The 17,089-nt window shown below is 33.6% G+C and carries 16 protein-coding genes; 9 read left to right on the top strand and 7 right to left on the bottom strand.

Features of this window, described 5'->3' with window-relative positions; genetic code table 11:
• The first annotated feature begins 84 nt into the window (after positions 1 to 84).
• The 3 genes from menD (at position 85) to ACQY29_RS13965 (ending at position 3,074) form a co-directional block, all read left to right on the top strand.
• Positions 85 to 1,749 (top strand): 2-succinyl-5-enolpyruvyl-6-hydroxy-3-cyclohexene-1-carboxylic-acid synthase, encoded by a 1,665-nt coding sequence (gene menD, locus ACQY29_RS13975; RefSeq protein ID WP_428225786.1) that lies wholly within the window; start codon positions 85 to 87, stop codon positions 1,747 to 1,749.
• A gap of 77 nt (positions 1,750 to 1,826) precedes the next feature.
• A complete protein-coding gene (locus ACQY29_RS13970) occupies positions 1,827 to 2,168 on the top strand; it encodes a DUF2853 family protein (protein WP_428225785.1) in 342 nt (113 codons plus the stop codon).
• 75 nt (positions 2,169 to 2,243) lie between these two features.
• Positions 2,244 to 3,074, top strand: coding sequence for a CvfB family protein (locus ACQY29_RS13965; RefSeq protein WP_428225784.1), 831 nt, complete (start codon positions 2,244 to 2,246; stop codon positions 3,072 to 3,074).
• Positions 3,075 to 3,424: 350 nt separating this feature from the next.
• Here the strand turns inward: ACQY29_RS13965 and ACQY29_RS13960 are convergent, their stop codons facing one another.
• Positions 3,425 to 3,613: a hypothetical protein gene (locus tag ACQY29_RS13960; protein WP_428225783.1), complete on the bottom strand. Its 189-nt coding sequence runs from the start codon at positions 3,611 to 3,613 to the stop codon at positions 3,425 to 3,427.
• 267 nt (positions 3,614 to 3,880) lie between these two features.
• Here ACQY29_RS13960 and ACQY29_RS13955 point away from each other — a divergent pair, with 267 nt between their 5' ends.
• From ACQY29_RS13955 to ACQY29_RS13935, 5 genes are all read left to right on the top strand, one after another.
• Positions 3,881 to 4,720, top strand: a complete 840-nt coding sequence (locus ACQY29_RS13955) for a 1,4-dihydroxy-2-naphthoyl-CoA synthase (RefSeq protein WP_428225782.1) — start codon at positions 3,881 to 3,883, stop codon at positions 4,718 to 4,720.
• Between the two features lie 96 nt (positions 4,721 to 4,816).
• Complete coding sequence (gene menA / locus ACQY29_RS13950) at positions 4,817 to 5,731, top strand: 1,4-dihydroxy-2-naphthoate octaprenyltransferase (RefSeq protein WP_428225781.1); 915 nt, start codon at positions 4,817 to 4,819, stop codon at positions 5,729 to 5,731.
• A gap of 8 nt (positions 5,732 to 5,739) precedes the next feature.
• Positions 5,740 to 6,516 (top strand): hypothetical protein, encoded by a 777-nt coding sequence (locus ACQY29_RS13945; protein ID WP_428225780.1) that lies wholly within the window; start codon positions 5,740 to 5,742, stop codon positions 6,514 to 6,516.
• Between the two features lie 39 nt (positions 6,517 to 6,555).
• Positions 6,556 to 7,764: a tetratricopeptide repeat protein gene (locus ACQY29_RS13940; RefSeq protein ID WP_428225779.1), complete on the top strand. Its 1,209-nt coding sequence runs from the start codon at positions 6,556 to 6,558 to the stop codon at positions 7,762 to 7,764.
• Positions 7,765 to 7,856: 92 nt separating this feature from the next.
• Positions 7,857 to 8,900, top strand: coding sequence for an o-succinylbenzoate synthase (locus ACQY29_RS13935; RefSeq protein WP_428225778.1), 1,044 nt, complete (start codon positions 7,857 to 7,859; stop codon positions 8,898 to 8,900).
• Between the two features lie 4 nt (positions 8,901 to 8,904).
• Here the strand turns inward: ACQY29_RS13935 and ACQY29_RS13930 are convergent, their stop codons facing one another.
• On the bottom strand, positions 8,905 to 9,141 hold the full coding sequence (locus ACQY29_RS13930) for a CBU_0592 family membrane protein (RefSeq protein ID WP_428225777.1): 237 nt from the start codon (positions 9,139 to 9,141) through the stop codon (positions 8,905 to 8,907).
• A 193-nt stretch (positions 9,142 to 9,334) separates the two neighbouring features.
• On the opposite strand from ACQY29_RS13930, the gene ACQY29_RS13925 reads away from it, so the two are divergent.
• Positions 9,335 to 12,331 carry a M4 family metallopeptidase gene (locus tag ACQY29_RS13925; RefSeq protein WP_428225776.1) on the top strand — a complete coding sequence of 999 codons (2,997 nt, stop codon included), beginning with the start codon at positions 9,335 to 9,337 and terminating at the stop codon, positions 12,329 to 12,331.
• Positions 12,332 to 12,637: 306 nt separating this feature from the next.
• Here ACQY29_RS13925 and ACQY29_RS13920 read toward each other — a convergent pair whose 3' ends face one another.
• From ACQY29_RS13920 to ACQY29_RS13900, 5 genes are all read right to left on the bottom strand, one after another.
• Complete coding sequence (locus tag ACQY29_RS13920) at positions 12,638 to 13,264, bottom strand: hypothetical protein (protein ID WP_428225775.1); 627 nt, start codon at positions 13,262 to 13,264, stop codon at positions 12,638 to 12,640.
• Positions 13,265 to 13,290: 26 nt separating this feature from the next.
• On the bottom strand, positions 13,291 to 14,118 hold the full coding sequence (locus ACQY29_RS13915; protein WP_428225774.1) for an OmpA family protein: 828 nt from the start codon (positions 14,116 to 14,118) through the stop codon (positions 13,291 to 13,293).
• A 196-nt stretch (positions 14,119 to 14,314) separates the two neighbouring features.
• On the bottom strand, positions 14,315 to 15,436 hold the full coding sequence (locus ACQY29_RS13910; protein WP_428225773.1) for a peptidylprolyl isomerase: 1,122 nt from the start codon (positions 15,434 to 15,436) through the stop codon (positions 14,315 to 14,317).
• 17 nt (positions 15,437 to 15,453) lie between these two features.
• A complete protein-coding gene (gene gldI / locus ACQY29_RS13905; protein ID WP_428225772.1) occupies positions 15,454 to 16,032 on the bottom strand; it encodes a gliding motility-associated peptidyl-prolyl isomerase GldI in 579 nt (192 codons plus the stop codon).
• Complete coding sequence (locus ACQY29_RS13900; protein WP_428225771.1) at positions 16,019 to 17,038, bottom strand: DHH family phosphoesterase; 1,020 nt, start codon at positions 17,036 to 17,038, stop codon at positions 16,019 to 16,021. The genes gldI and ACQY29_RS13900 overlap by 14 nt, the downstream gene beginning before the upstream one ends.
• Between the last annotated feature and the right edge of the window lie 51 nt (positions 17,039 to 17,089).

Genomic DNA, 17,089 nt, shown 5'->3' with positions numbered 1-17,089 from the left:
AATAATAAGAAATGCATGTAACTTCTTATCTTTGTGAGGTAATTAATTTGTGCTTTTTTAGTAAAAGCAAGCAAAATTCAAAACTTGAAACCAAATACCATTTACCCTAAAATTCCTCTTGCACAAAGTCTGATAGAAATTTGTCGTTTAAAAGGATTAGAACATATCGTTATTTCTCCAGGTTCACGCAATGCACCATTAACCATAGGATTTGCTAGTCACCCCGATTTCAAATGTTATAGTATAGCGGATGAGCGTTGTGCAGGTTTTTTTGCCATGGGTATGGCGCAACAGCTTCAAAAACCAGTTGCTGTAGTATGTACTTCTGGTTCGGCATTATTAAATTATTATCCAGCAGTTGCAGAAGCATTTTACAATCAAATTCCTTTGGTGGTCATTTCAGCCGACAGACCACATGATAAAATTGACATAGGCGATGGGCAAACCATCCGTCAGGAAAATGTGTATGCTAATCATATTTTGTATAATGCAAATTTAACAGAAGAGGTTTCGGATGCAAATGATTTTAAAATTCAAGAAGCCTTGCATTTGGCACAAACTCAATTTGGTCCCGTGCATATCAACATTCCTTTTGAAGAACCTTTATATGAAACGGAAACGGAATTGTCAGTAACCCCTAAACTTTTTGAATTTGAACCCGTTAAAGACCCCGAAATCATTGCAGAAGACTTCATAGAAACATGGAAAACAGCAAAAAAGAAATTGGTTTTAATTGGTGGTAATTATCCTAATGCTATTGAACAGTTTTTTTTAGATAGTTTGGCATCAGATACCTCAGTATTGGTGATGACTGAAGTAACTTCTAATACACATCATTCAAATTTTATTTCAAATATTGATACTGTAATTTCACCATTTACAAAGGAGGACTTTATAGCATTTCAACCTGATGTATTGCTTACGATGGGTGGGATGATAGTGTCTAAACGCATCAAAGCCTTTTTACGTAACTACCAACCCAAACAACATTGGCATGTAGATACCTTACGTGCTTATGATACTTATGGCTGTTTGAGTCATCATTTTAAAATGGCTCCGAATGCTTTTTTTAGAGCAGTTTTAAATCAAGAACAGTATGCGGATTCTAATTATCAATCCGATTTTTTAAAAATTAGAAATGAAAGAGCGCTTGCTCATCAAGCTTATTTAGAAACAACAGCTTTCTCTGATTTAAAAGTTTTTGAAACGATTTTTAAGTTGTTACCAAAGAATATTCAATTGCAAATTAGCAACAGTTCGCCTATTCGTTATGCACAATTATTCCCTGTCGATTCTAGTATAGACGTTTTTTGCAATCGAGGGACTAGCGGTATTGATGGTAGCACCACTACAGCTATTGGTTCAGCTGTGATTCATGAAAAACCTACCATTTTTATCACGGGCGATATTAGTTTTTTCTACGATAGCAATGCGTTGTGGAATAATTATATCCCTAAAAATTTCAAAATTATTTTGATTAATAATTCTGGCGGTGGAATATTCAGAATTTTACCAGGTCATCAAGAAAACGAAACTTTTAATACCTTTTTTGAAACTTCCCATCAACTAACTGCTGAGCATTTAGCTAAAATGTATCAGTTAGAATATTTACAAGCGGATGATTTAAAAAGTGTTGAATCGAACTGGAATTTGTTTTTAAATGCAGAAAAGCCCGTTATTTTTGAGATTTTTACACCTGAGAAGTTGAATAATGGTGTTTTGTTGAATTATTTTAAAAACTTGAAATAAATCATCTGGCTTTTGCTTGTTTTTTTTATTAAATTTTTTATATTTGGAAATAACTATTAACCAAACAATTAAAAATTATGAGTAAAAGAGACGAATTGATTGAAAAATATGCAGGCGAATTAAAAGATAAGTTGGGCATGACTCCAGATATGGATTTGTTAACAAAAGTTGTCGTAGGCTGTGGTCCTTCAATTTACAATCAAGATTCATCTACGGTTTCTGGTTCGCAACAATCAGAATTAGATACGGTAAAAAATAATTTCCTAATTAAAAAACTAGGATTAGCAGATGGGCCTGAGTTAGATGCTGCTATTGATGCAGTGATGGAAAAATACGGTCGTTCAAACAAAAATAAATACCGCGCTGTAGTCTATTATTTGTTAACCTTGCATTTTAATAAAGAAAGTGTTTATAATTAATTATAAACTCAAGAAATGAAATCCCGATACCTTCGGGATTTTTTTATTTATCTTTGCAGTCGAAAATGAATTCGAATGATAGAAATCGGAAAATTTAATACCTTACAAATTGCTCGTAAAACAGGAGTAGGTTTGTATCTTACAGATGGCGTAACAGATGTTTTACTGCCTAATAAATATGTGCCTGAAAACTACCTTATAGAAGACGAAATAGAAGTTTTTGTGTATCTGGATCATGAAGAACGTCCGGTGGCTACTACTTTAGAACCTTATATATATTTGAATGAATTCTCTTTATTACGGGTTAATCACGTAAATAAATTTGGCGCTTTTATGGATTGGGGCCTTGAGAAGGATTTGTTTGTACCCTTCAAAGAGCAAGCGCGTCCGATGGAAGAGGGAAAACGCTATTTGATTTATATGTACAAAGACGATCAAACCAATCGTTTAGTGGGTTCAAGTAAATTAAATCAATTTTTAGATAATAAAAATATTACGGTTGAAAATGGTGAAGAAGTCGATTTAATCGTATCACATATTTCTGATGTAGGAATTAATGTGATAATTAACGAAAAACACAAAGGGCTTTTGTATAAAAATGAAGTTTTTGAAGACTTACGCACAGGAGATCGAATTGTAGGTTTTATCAAAAATGTTCGCCCTGATGGGAAGATTGATGTGTCGCGTCAGCCTTTAGGTTTGGTTCGCATTGACGCTTCTGCTCAAAAAATAGTAGATGAATTAAAAGCTAGTCGCGGTTTTTTACGTTTGCACGATAATAGTACTCCTGAGGATATCAAAACAATTTTGCAAATGAGTAAAAAGACTTTTAAAAAAGCGATTGGTACGCTTTACAAGCAAAAGATGATTGAAATCAAGCCAGATGGAATCTATTTGGTGAAATAGATTTAAGAATATATAAAAAATGCCAAACTGACAAAGTTTGGCATTTTTCTCTAATTACTCTAGCTTCAATCTTCTTCATGATCTCATTCTCCAGAATAATCGATAACAAGCGTAAAGCGTAATTAACATACTTTACAAATTCAAAAAATTTAATAAACTTTTAATTTTTTTAAATAGAATAGTTTCTTTCTGTAGAGGAATGGTTGGGATTCGCTCTTTCTTATTCTATTTGATTTTTTTTGTTTTTGTCGGCTAACAACTTGGGGGATTGCGCACTTACAAAAACTAATATTTCGCTTTATTACCTATAGATTTTTTATTTCTTATATAGATTGTAGCGTATTCTAAAATTATTTTGTGCTAGTCGAATCTATCGCTGTATCTACAGGTGCTACAGTATCAGTTTGAGTCGTGTCTACAACTTCTGTGGTTGTTTCTTCAGCAGGCATTTGTTCTTGAGTAGACGCATCTACTTTTTTGTTACAGCTAGTAAGCAATGCACTGATGGCAAGAGCGACAAAGAAAACAGTTTTTTTCAAAGATCTTAATTTAAATTAATATTTTAGTGAACTAACTCTACTGACAAATAATTGATTATCAGCTTTATAAAATTAATCAAAAAATGGTTACGTTGTTAGTAAAATGTAAAATTTAACACTTGTTGAAAAATAGTACAACTTTATAGGTATTGCTTTGCTTTTTAAGTCGAAATTGCGTTAATTTTACATTCTGAAAAAAATAATTATTTAGGATTTGTAATAATTTGATCCTTAGTTTTTTAAATTAGATTTCAAAATAAAAAGATAATGAGTAAAATAGAGTGGAAAACTGCTATAGAGTTTGAAGATATTACGTATAAAAAATGTAATGGAGTAGCGCGTATTGCTTTTAATCGCCCTGATGTACGCAATGCTTTTCGTCCTAAAACAACTGCTGAGTTGATTAAAGCATTTTATGACGCACAGGAAGATACGTCTATTGGAGTTGTTTTATTGTCGGCTGAAGGACCTTCTTCTAAAGATGGAATATGGTCATTTTGCAGTGGCGGTGACCAGAAATCCAGAGGACATCAAGGGTATGTAGGCGAGGATGGATACCACCGATTGAATATATTAGAGGTGCAACGCATGATTCGTTTTATGCCTAAAGCTGTGATCTGTGTAGTACCAGGTTGGGCTGTAGGTGGAGGACACTCGTTGCATGTAGTGTGTGATATGACTTTGGCGAGTAAAGAACATGCTATTTTTAAACAAACCGATGCAGATGTTACTAGTTTTGATGGAGGTTATGGGTCTGCTTATTTAGCAAAAATGGTGGGACAAAAGAAAGCTAGAGAAATCTTTTTCTTAGGAAGAAACTATTCTGCTCAGGAAGCTTTTGAAATGGGAATGGTTAATGCAGTTGTGCCACATGATGAACTTGAAGATACGGCTTATGAATGGGCACAAGAGGTTTTAGCGAAGTCACCAACTTCGATTAAAATGTTGAAATTTGCTATGAATCTAACCGATGATGGTATGGTAGGGCAACAAGTTTTTGCAGGTGAAGCTACTCGATTGGCATATATGACTGACGAGGCTAAAGAAGGTAGAGATGCTTTTCTTGAAAAACGTAAGCCTAACTTCGAAAAGAAATGGTTGCCATAACAAATTTAGAATTCAAAATTATGAATTTAGAATTTTGATTTTTTCATTTATATAATTTATGATGTTTAACAGTCTCGAACTGATGTTTAAAAGACAATGAAACACTGGATACAAGCCTCACGACTACGTACTTTGCCTCTTTCCCTTTCAGGGATAGTATTGGGGAGTTTTTATGCTTTGCATGCAATTCAAACCCATCGCGTAAGTGAAAGTAAATTTAATTGGACGATTTTCATCCTAGCTATACTGACTACTGTTGGGTTTCAGGTGCTTTCTAATTTTGCAAATGATTATGGCGATGGTGTTAAAGGGACTGATGCTAACAGAGTAGGTGAAAAGCGTTTAGTGGCTTCTGGAGAAATTACAAAAGAGCAAATGAAAAAAGCAGTTATTATTACTGCTTTTTTGAGTTTAATTTCTGCTTTTGCATTGATTTATGTTGCTTTTAAAGATAGTAATTTGGGGTACAGCTTGTTCTTTTTAGTATTAGGAATTATTGCTATAGTATCGGCTATAAAATATACAGTAGGCGATACAGCCTATGGTTATAAAGGACTAGGAGATATCTTTGTGTTCCTCTTCTTTGGATGGGTAAGTGTCTTGGGGGTTTATTTTCTTTTTACAAAAACATTTACTTGGGAATTACTTTTGCCCGCAACAGCTATAGGGTTCTTAAGTGCAGGAGTGTTGAACTTGAATAATATGCGGGATGAAATATCCGATCGCGCTTCGAATAAAAATACACTGGTTGTGCAAATGGGAGGTAATCTGGCTAAAAAATACCACTATTTTCTGATTGGTGGTGCGATGTTGCTACTTTTAGCTTTTGCAGTTATTGCACATTTTAAAATAGAGCAATATGCTTTTTTAGTTGCCTACTTTCCTTTGTTAAATCATCTTAAAACGGTTTATCGATGCCAAGAACATCAATTGCTTGATCCGCAATTGAAAACTTTAGCTTTAAGTACTTTTTTAGTTTCCATAATTTTAGCTCTAACTTTAATCTTTTAAAATAATTTATGAATATCAGTTATCATCCTATTAACGAAAAAGAAATTAACGAATGGTATTGTGACCTTAAATTTGAAAGTATTTTAAATCAAGTGTACTATGAAATTGTAAAAAATGGTAGACGATTTAATTTGAATGATGAGGAACTTAAATCCTATGTGGAGATTATGAAAATGTCGGCTGTGAATGCTCAGTCTAAAGCAAATTTTGACGAAGCACATGGCTATAATGTAGCTTTAGTTCAGGGGCTTTTTCGTAAGTATTTCTTTCTTAAAGATTTTTCTTTTTCTAAATTGATAGAAGAAAAATCGTATTTTGAACGTTATACTAAAACATGGGAAGAAATTACGCTTAATAAGATTGAACAAAAAATAAATAATAGCATTTCAGGCGAAAAAAGCGGAGGTGTTTTTATTCCTTTTAATAAGGTGGTTGAACTATTGCAAGATTTGAGAGTAAAAGGGAGTGTTCAAGATGATTTGAATAACTATTTTGGGGATCATATCGAATTATTTGTAAGCGTTTTGGAATTTGCTAAATCAAACAATTTGGGACTTTTAGAAGCTTCAGGGATAATTTCAAAAGAAATTTTGAACGCGGAAAATGAAGTAAACGAAATTGTTATTAATAACTGTGATGAAGCAAGTTTGCGATTTGTGCCTTTAAAAAAAGAGCTTGAAAATAAAGCTCCTAAAGCAGAAGTGCCAGTTGTAGCGCAAATAGCTGAAAATGTTGTGGAAAAGAAAGATGAAAAAAAGAGTCTTTGGAAGAAACTTTTCGGATAGTTTAAGAATAAATTGGTATTAATTTAATTGTTTTTAAAATTGAAAGCAAAAGCATCATTTTTTTTATGGTTGGTGTCCTATTTAAATTTTGCTCAATCGCCAAATGGCTATTGGGACAATCAGCGCGCAACAACCAAAGAAATTACCTTGTCTGCAGGTGAAAAAGTAGTTTTGAAATCGGAAGAATTTCCTGTTGGAACTACTGAATTTGCTTATAGAATTACGCTTTTAGATGAAAATCAGAAAATGGTAAATGATCTAGCTTCTGTTTTAAAAGCGATTCCTGATCCGTACTTTATAGGTAAAGGAACTGGAGGGGCACTATCTTTAGTTTCTTCTATTTCAGGTTCTGATAAATGTACTTATGCGGTTTTTGTTGACGAAAAGTTAGCTAACAACTTTGTGAATTCAGAAAAAATTGAAAAGGCTTGCTTGTATCAAAAAAATCCTGTAAGCAAAGATGCTAAAGTAGTAGGATTGAAATCAACGTGTTTGCATGAAGATACAAAGCAATTGTGGTTTGCTTTTAAAAACCAAAATTGGTTAATGGGTGAGAAAATCATATTAGAAATTGTGCCTTGGGTAGACAACATTGCAAGCAGAGGATGGACAAAAAAAAATAAGGAATCTTTAGTTACTCAATTTAGTGCAAATTCAATCAGTCAGAGTTTAAATCAAACGCAAAGAAATAAATTTGTGTATAAACTAATTGATAAAATAGCGCTATCACATCGTTTTCAGGATTTTAAAAACCTTTCTGCTACGGAGCAAAATTTAGTTATTGAAAGCTATGAGGAACAAGCTCTGGTAGAAATTGGATTGCCAAACTATTATAATGATTACATTTCACGAAAAGCAAAAGGTTTAGCGGATAAAGGAGCGGTGGAACAAGCTATAGAAATGATGAAAAATAAAGTTGTTTCTAAATTAAATGCAACTGCATTGAATTATAATGTTTTGGGTGAATTGTATTTGATGTCTAATCAATTTGAAAAAGCGTTTCAAAGTTTTCAAAATGCCGAAAAATTAGATCCGAGTGAATTGAAAGTAAAAATGAATTTAGCACACACCTATATGTTTATGGATGAAGTGTCGAAATCGAAAGAAATTCATAAGAAATACACCAGTCAAAATATTTCTGCTAATCAAACATGGAAGAATAAAGTGATCAATGATTTGGCTCGTTTTGAAAAAATGCAAAACCTTCCCCAAGAAAATATCAAAAAAATATGGAGGCTTTTTAATTAAATTCGAATGCAATAGAATTAGGAGTTTAGAAATTGCTAATAAGGTGTATTTTCTATAAACTTTTAAACTTTGTAACTCTTGAATATCCTACCTTGAAAACTAAATACAAAAAATACTTACTCGATTTTAAAAGACCGGCGGGGACTTCCCGTGGCGTATTGCAACAAAAAGAAACTTGGTTTTTAATTATTGAAAAGCAAGGTAAATTAGGTGTTGGGGAATGTGGTATTTTACGTGGTCTTTCGGCTGATGATCGTCCTGATTATGAGGCTAAATTGCAATGGGTTTGCGAAAATATTCATTTAGGAAAAGAGCAACTTTGGAATTCCTTGTTAGAGTTTCCTTCGATCCAATTCGGTGTTGAAATGGCTTTTTTATCGCTTGAATCTGAAAATCCATTTGAACTATTTCCATCCGATTTTACAACTGGTAAACAGGCTATACCTATCAATGGGTTGATTTGGATGGGGGATGAAAAGGATATGCGTGACCAAATTGATGCTAAATTACTTCAAGGTTTTCATTGTATAAAAATGAAAATTGGTGCTATCGATTTTGATACAGAATATGCTTTGTTGAAAGCGATACGTAAAAACTATTCAGCTGATCAAATTGAAATCCGTGTTGATGCCAATGGTGCTTTTTCTGCTCAACAAGCCTCAAATATATTAAAGCAATTAGCCGAACTACAAATTCATAGTATCGAACAACCTATTGCCAAAGGTCAAGCGGAAGCTATGCGATTACTTTGTCAAGAAAATGCACTACCCATTGCACTTGATGAAGAGTTAATAGGTATTTATACTTATGAAAAAAAAGAAGCTTTACTTCAAAAAATCCAGCCACAATACATTATTTTAAAACCTAGTTTTATTGGAGGGATAAAAGGGACAAACGAATGGATTGCTCTTGCTGAAAAATATAATATAGGTTGGTGGATTACTTCTGCTTTGGAGTCAAACATTGGTTTGAATGCCATAGCACAATATACTTTTTCTAAAAATGTTAGTTTGCCACAAGGGTTAGGTACTGGTGCTTTGTATACGAATAATTTTGATTGTCCTTTAGAAGTCAAGCAAGGTAAATTGTATTATCAATCTTCGCTAAGTTGGGAGGTAGATAAGTTGTTTCTATAAAACTTTAAGACTTTAGCGTCTTGATTAAAGCGGTCAAGCTGAGTAAAGACCAAATTCCTTCTAGTATCACAAAGGGTATATAGTGTATAAGTATAGAGGCGTAACAAGCTAATCCTGCACCTAAGAAGTTTAAAAAATAATATACTGCTCCATTCGATTTAATCCTCTTTAGTATTCCGAGAAAATAAGCCATTAGTACTATGGTTACTCCTATGGTACCGATGATGTCGTTGAATTTCATTTTGTTTTAATAAGATATATTAAGGGATTATTCATAAAAAAAGCAAGTTACTAAAAAAGATTTTTTTTGTGTTTTATTAATTTGAATATGATAAGTTTTGTTGATAAATAAAAAAAAACAGGTCTTTTTTGTGAAATACTAGTATTTGTGTTTGAAAAAATGTAATATTGTGCAGCCAGTAAATATTATAATTATGAAGAAAAACTATGTTTTGTTTTTTTCGTCATTGTCATTGTTTGCATTGCAAATGAATGCACAAGAGAATGAAAAAATACAGTCTCAAAAAGCATTTCAAAAAACACTTCGAATGGAGCGTGCAGCTTCAAGAGAAAATGCTTTAAATGAAGTGACAAAAGTGTATGGATTGGATAAAAACAATCGCTATGATTTAAAAACCGAAACCGTTGATGATTCAGGATTGGTGCATCATAGAATGCAGCAATATTATAAAGGATTAAAAGTAGAATTTGGGACTGTCATTACTCACAGTAAAAACGGTTTAGTTGAATCAGTCAATGCTGAACTTTATAATGCTAAATCATTGTCAACTCAGCCCGCTTTATCTGCAGAAAAATGTTTTGATTATGCTTTGCAATACAAAAGAGCAGATAAATATCTATGGGAAGATGCTAAACAGGCTCAATTAATGGAATACACTAAACCTGAGGGAGAATTAGTGATTTTTCCAGATGTGAATACAGGTAAAATGCATTTAGCGTATAAGTTTGATGTGTATGCAGTTCAGCCTTTATCTAGAGATGAAATGTATATTGATGCGAATACAGGGGAGTTATTGTATGCTAATCCGTTAATTAAGCATTTGAATAAGCCTGTTTCAAAACGTGAAGTTGAAGCTACAGGGAAGAAAGTTGAAAACATTATTTTGAATAAAACTAATGCTTTGGTAACTGCTAATGCAGCAACGCGCTATAGCGGAAATAGAACTATTGAAACTACTTTTGATGCAGGATTAAACAAATTTATCTTGTCAGACGCTACTCGTGGGAATGGAATTGTAACCTACAATTGCGCAAATGGAGGGTATGCTGATACTCACTACCAAGATAATGATAACAACTGGACTGCAGCTGAATACAATAATGCAGCAAAGGATAATGCTGGTTTAGATGCACACTGGGGTGCCGAAAAAACATATGATTTTTGGAGAAACACCTTTAATAGAAATAGTTTTGATGATAAAGGAACTATGATAAAGAGTTATGTAAATGCGGATTTACCAACTATTAATCCAGACTATTCAGATAATGACAATGCTTTTTGGAATGGTAGTGTTATGACTTACGGAAGTGGTACAACCATGGATGCATTAACAGCAGTAGATATTTGTGGCCACGAAATAGGTCATGCAGTGTGTACTTATACAGCTAATTTAGCTTATAAAAATCAATCAGGAGCGATGAATGAAGGGTTTTCTGATATTTGGGGAGCTTGTATTGAACAGTATGCTAAAAATGGTAATTTAAATGCTCCTGTTGATGGTGCTTCACCAGGGAATCAAAATGTTTGGAAAATAGGGGAAGATATTGGTACAGCTTTACGTTCTATGAGTTATCCAAGAACTAAGGGGGATCCAGATACTTTTTTGGGTACAAATTATAAAGATACACAAGATGATGCTGGAGTAACGCCTAGTTGTACAACTCCTGGAAGTACAAATGATAACTGTGGGGTACATACTAATAGTGGGGTGTTAAACCATTGGTTTTATGTTTTAACAGCAGGTAAGGCAGGTACCAATAATGCTTCTGCTGCTAATGGAGGACCAGATGTGTATAATGTTATAGGTATTGGTATGGCAAAAGCGGCTCAAATAGCTTATTATGCTGAGCGTGACTATTTGACCCCGAATGCTACTTTTGCTGATGCAAGAAATGCTACCATTGCTGTTGCAAACTCATTATATTGTGCTTCTAGTCAAGAAGTACAGTCTGTTACGAATGCTTGGTATGCGGTAAATGTAGGTGCGGCATATTCAGCTTTAGCTACAGATATTGTTGCTAAATCGTTGACTGGAGGAAATACGAATGTGAACTGTGGAGCCGCTTATAATCCGATTGTTACTTTTGAAAATGGAGGTACTAATCCAATTGCTACAGCAACAATAACTTATAATGTTGATGGAGGTGCAAATACTGTTTTGAATTGGAATGGTAATATAGCAAGCTGTGGACAAGCTTCGCAAGCTATAGCTGTGGCTGGTTTATCTAGAGGATATCATGTTTTGAATGTAACTGTTACAACTACAAACGATGGAATGGCTACTAATAATACCAAATCAACAGTTATTTTAGTAAATACAAATGGATCCGTTAATGTGGTAAATAGTTTTACTACGGCTAATGATGTGCTTGTATCTATCGATGCATCTGGTAAAACGAGTAGTGTTTGGGAACGAGGTGTTATTAATAAAACGAAATTAACTGGTGCCGCTACAGGTAATTCAGCGGGATATGCAACTAAATTAGTAGGAAACTATCCAGACAAAACGACTTCTTACTTGGTTTCTCAATGTTATAATTTAACTAATTTGACGAATCCTAAAGTAAGCTTTGATATGGCTTTTGATTTAGAGTCAAATTGGGATTTAATATACTTTGAATATTCAACAGATAATGGTGCGAACTGGAATAATTTAGGAACTATGAATGATGCAAACTGGTATAATAGTTCTAGATTGCCAGATGGTACAGATTGTTTCAATTGTGTAGGTGCACAATGGACAGGAGATTATGCTACAGCACCTACTGGAGGTAATGGGATGAATGGAAATAGACGAAATTATTCGCATTCTTTAACAGGTTTAGGAGCTGTGCCTAATGCATTATTCCGTTTTACTTTTGTTTCTGATGATGGAGCGAATCAAGAAGGGGTTTTTGTAGATAATTTTGTGGTGCAAGGTACCTTAAGTTCAACTGAAAATAGTTTTGAAAAATTTGATGTTTTCCCTAATCCTTCGAATGGGAAATTTGATATCACACTTTCTACAGATAAAGATGTTAAAGTGAAAATGTTTGATTTAAGAGGAAGAAACGTTTATGAAAACGAGTTTCAAAATGATAATTTGAGCTTTAATAAAACGGTTGATTTATCTGGATTGACTTCTGGGGTGTATATCTTAAATATCGAAAGTGGCTCTAAAAAAGAGGCTAAAAGAATTATTATTGAATAATTTTGAATCACTTTTTAAATAAATAATAAGAGGCTGTCTATATAAGGCAGCCTCTTTTGTTTGTTATATCATTTGAATTTTGATGTTTTTTTAGAAGGATATCAACGAAAGTTGCTAAAATTTGTTTATACTCCTGATTTTGTAAGTAGCCGTCAGTTCGATTTTGAATAAAATAGATAAAAGGTACTAACAACTTCTTCATTTTGTAATTTATCTTTTTAAATCAGTATATTTTAAGTTGAAATCAAATTACTTCTTAATCAGTATAATTGATTCTTGAAAAAAGAAGTAAATAGATTGTCGCCTTTATTCTTTCCCGCCATTTAGAGCATCTTGATAGTTTTTAAGTTCTTCCCATTGCCCAGTAACGGCTAATAATGCTTGTTTTGACCAAGTTTCAGGGGAATGAACAGTAAATCGAGGGCCAGCTTCATGTAGTATTTCTTTGGATTTTTCGATAGGAGTGTTGGCTAAAGCGTTCCAGGTCTTAATTCCTGCATTGTGATATAATTCCTCTATTTTTGGACCTATACCTTCTATGATTTTTAAATCGTCTTCAATGATTTTTTTGCCCATAATAGCCAAAGCTTGTTCAGCATCAAAAGCGGGATAGGAGGGAGCAGTGCTTGCAAAACTTAAAGTTGAGTTATTTTCTAGTGTTTTTGTTTTGAGTTGTTCAATCTCGGTTTCTAAATTAGCTTTAGATCGATTGCAATTTTCTAAAGCTACTTGTAGCGCACGTATTTGCGATTCGTCAGGTTTGCTTTCCCTTTGTGCTAAATAGAGTTGATTGTTGAGTGTTTCGTTTTCTGAGGTCAAATGGTTGATTTTAGATTCAAAATCAAGTTGGTTCCCGCCAGAGTTCATTTTGCCAATTAAATAGCCTAAAATGGCGCTTATAAGTCCTACGATTAATGGAATTAAGTAACACATAATTGTTGCTTTTTAGAGTTTGTTAATTATTCGATTGTGATAACGGTTCTTCTATTCTTTGCTCTGCCATCTGCTGTAATGTTTTCAGCTATAGGTTCATCAGGACCTTTAGAGCTGGTGGTAATGCGGTTGCTTGCAATACCGTTGTCTATAAGGTATTTTTTTGCAAAATTGGCACGTTCTAGACCTAATAACACATTCACTTTATGATCACCTGCATTGTCCGTATGTCCCACACAAATTATTTTAGAGGCGGGATTTTGATCCAGATATTTAGTGATTTCTGTAATGGTATTTCTTTCGCTTTGGGTTAAGTTAATTGCAGTTTGATTGCTGTTGAAATATAAGGTCAGCGGATTAGCATTGATTTGTTTTTTGAAAGCTTCCCAATCCTCACCTTTGGTTTCGGTAATATCATTGGAAATACTCATTTTCAGCGGACCTATAATTTGTTGATTTTCTATTTCTAAATCAGCAACTACTTTACCATCAATATCGAGTTGATTAGCAGGTATGCCTTTAGACGTTAAAAAGTTTTTTACTGCCACCGCTCTAGCAAATCCTAAGTTTGGAAAAGCACTATTATTTTTTTCTGAAGTTAAACAGTATCCCGTAAGTGTAACTTTTGCGTTAGGAGATTTTTTTAAGAATGCTTTTAATTTTTGAATTCCAATTGTAATGGAGTCAGAAATTGGACTGATGAAATCGTTTGAGTTTGGGGTGAAATTGAAATTCTTTTGACACGAATAATCAAATTTTTCGCCTGTAATTTCAAATCGATTGCTAATTTGCGAATGACTCTTTTTAGGAATAGAAGTCATAGGACTTTTTAAACTATTGCCTGTGCAACACATGCAACAGTATTTTGAATAAAGCCAGCATCCTAAAAGGATAGTGACAATAATACCGAGTAGGTAGGTAGTTTTTTTTGACATAGTTTGATTAATTTTATTTATAAATTTAGTAAAAATATTACAAATAAAATACTGTATGTCAGTTAATTGTGTGTAAAATAAAAAGCTCCTAGGAAATCTAGGAGCTTTCGTAGTATTATTTAGTAGAGCTTGGAGTGGCTCCTGGCATTTTTTCTAAAAGTTCAAGTTCGAAAACTAAGTTGGTATTTGGCGGAATAACTCCTCCTGCACCTTGAGCGCCATATCCTAAATTTGAAGGAATGAATAAAACAGCTTTGTCACCAATGTTCATTTTTTCTAAGCCTTCCAAAAATCCTGGGATTAAACCATCTTTTTTACCCGCTTGGAAAGGGAAGGGTTGGTAACCATTAGCTGCAGCTCTTCTTTGATCGTATTTACCAAAATCTTTTGAAACATTTTCATAGCTTGAATCAAACAAGGTTCCATCTTCAAAAAAACCAGCGTAGTGTACATAAACCGTTGAGCCTGTTTCAGGTTTTTTTCCACTACCTTTATTTACGATATTGTATAATAAACCCGTGTCTGATTTAGTAGCACCTGCTTTTGTTTGCGCAAAGTAAGCAACTTTGTCAGCTTTTACTTTTAGCATTTTAGCTTCAGCTTCTTTTTGTTCTTTGATTTGGTTTTCAACGCTTTGTTTGAAAATTTTTGCCGCATCAAATTTCTTAGCTTTAGATCCCTTTCTGATGATAGTGATTTTTACAATTTTATCGTCTTGTGCAATTTTATTAACCACATCTTGTCCGCTAGTTACATGACCAAAAACAGTATGACGACCGTCTAACCATGGTGTTGCTTTGTGTGTGATAAAAAATTGAGACCCATTAGTGCCCGGACCTGCATTAGCCATTGATAAAATACCAGGACCTGTATGTTTTAAATCCTGAACGATTTCATCTTTAAATTTATAACCAGGACCTCCGCTACCGTTTCCATCAGGGTCTCCTCCTTGAATCATAAAATCAGCAATAACACGGTGGAATTTTAATCCGTCATAAAATGGTTTTCCTGTGAATTTTGTATTAACCATAGGGTTTTTACCCTCAGCTAAAGAAACGAAGTTGGCTACAGTTATAGGTGTTTTTTCAAATTCTAATTGAACTGTAATTTTACCTTTGTTGGTTTCAATTTCAGCGAACATGCCTTCGCCAGTTTGGTTACTTCCATTGTCTTTACAAGAAGTAAGTGTTGTTAAAAACGTAAAAAAACTTAGAAATAAACTTATCATTTTCTTCATTTTAGTTAATAATTGATTTAGTTATGGGTAGTTGGAGCACTCTTTTGTGCTTCTTTTTTAATATCTTTTAAAGTTACAGTACAAATCAATGGTTGGTTAGTTGTGATTTTATTATCATCACCATGATAGCCAAATCCCATATGCGAAGGGAATAAAAAAGTAACTTTTTCGCCTTTTTGCATCAATTTGATGCCATCCTGAATCCCTTTCATGAAATCCTGTTTATCCACCAAGTAATTTTGAGTTTTTAATTCAGCTTGCGAATAAATGGTATTGCCTTTAATGTCTTTAATTTCATAATCAAAAATGGCTATATCACCTCGCACAGGTTTTACTTCTGAAGCCGTGTTTTTTTGATTGTAATAATACCAATAGCCTTTTGTGGATGCAATATAGGTATTAGCCGTGTCCTTTTTGATGATGGAAGCAATTAGTGCCTCTTCATTTTGATTTAATTTTTTATTGCGCTCAATAGATTGTTTCATGAATTCACCCGATGAATGTGAAATAGGACGTCTAGGTTCCTGCTTCTGTGTACAGCAAGTAACTAAATTCATGCCAAGCAAGGCTAATGTTATGAATTTAACTATTTTCATTTCTTGTTTCTTTTACAATAGTTACAAATTGATTTACCGTTTCTGTAAGCGATAGGTTAGATTTACCTCCAGCAGCATTGATATGCCCTCCTCCGTTGAAATAATTTCGAGCAAACTGATTTACATCGAAATCGCCTTGCGAACGGAATGAAATTTTTATAATCCCTTCTTCTTTATTTTCGATAAAGATAGCGGTTAAATCGATACCTTTAATAGAAAGACCATAATTTACAAAACCCTCTGTATCGCCTTTTTTATGCTGATAAGCATCCAATTCATCTTGTGTTAAGGTGATATACGAAGTTTTATAATCTTCTAAAAGTTGCATATTTTGCAAAGCTTTTCCTAATAATTGTAAACGGTTGTAGGAACTTGTGTCAAAAAGATTGTTGTGAATTTGAGCGTTTTTGATTCCACGTTTAATTAAATCTGCGGCTACTTCGTGCGTAGTACTCGTAGTCGAAGCAAATCGGAAAGATCCCGTGTCAGTAACTAATCCTGTGTAAATACAAGTAGCAACGGTTTCATTGATTAAATTTTGTTTTTCTAAGAAATGGATGAAATGATACACCATTTCGCAAGTTGAACTCATCGAAGTGTCAGAGTATATATACTTAGCATAGCTGTCAGGCCATTGATGGTGATCGATCATGATAAAGGTTTTGCTTAAAGTAGCAAGAAATCCTCCCATTTGATCTCCTGTGCGGTGTAGCGCATTAAAATCAAGAGTGAAAATAAGGTCGGAAGTGTTTAATTGTGCTTGACAACGTTCTGTCTCTTTTTCATAAATCAATGTGTTTTCAGAACCTGGTAACCAGGCCAAGAAATCAGGGAAATCATTAGGAGCCATCACAGTGGCTTGATGACCTAATTGTTTTAAAAAATGGTAAAGACCTAAAGTAGAGCCCATAGCATCACCATCAGGATTGCGATGTGGGATAATTGTAATTTGTTTTGGAGTAGCTAATAATTCGTTAATAGCTGAAATTTCATTTGCATTCATCATAGTGCCAAAAATAGTGTTTTTTAGTTGAAATATGTTGTCAACAAAATCTTA

The sequence above is a fragment of the Flavobacterium sp. genome (assembly GCF_965262375.1).
Lineage (GTDB): Bacteria > Bacteroidota > Bacteroidia > Flavobacteriales > Flavobacteriaceae > Flavobacterium.
This window is presented reverse-complemented; position numbering and strand designations above follow the sequence as displayed.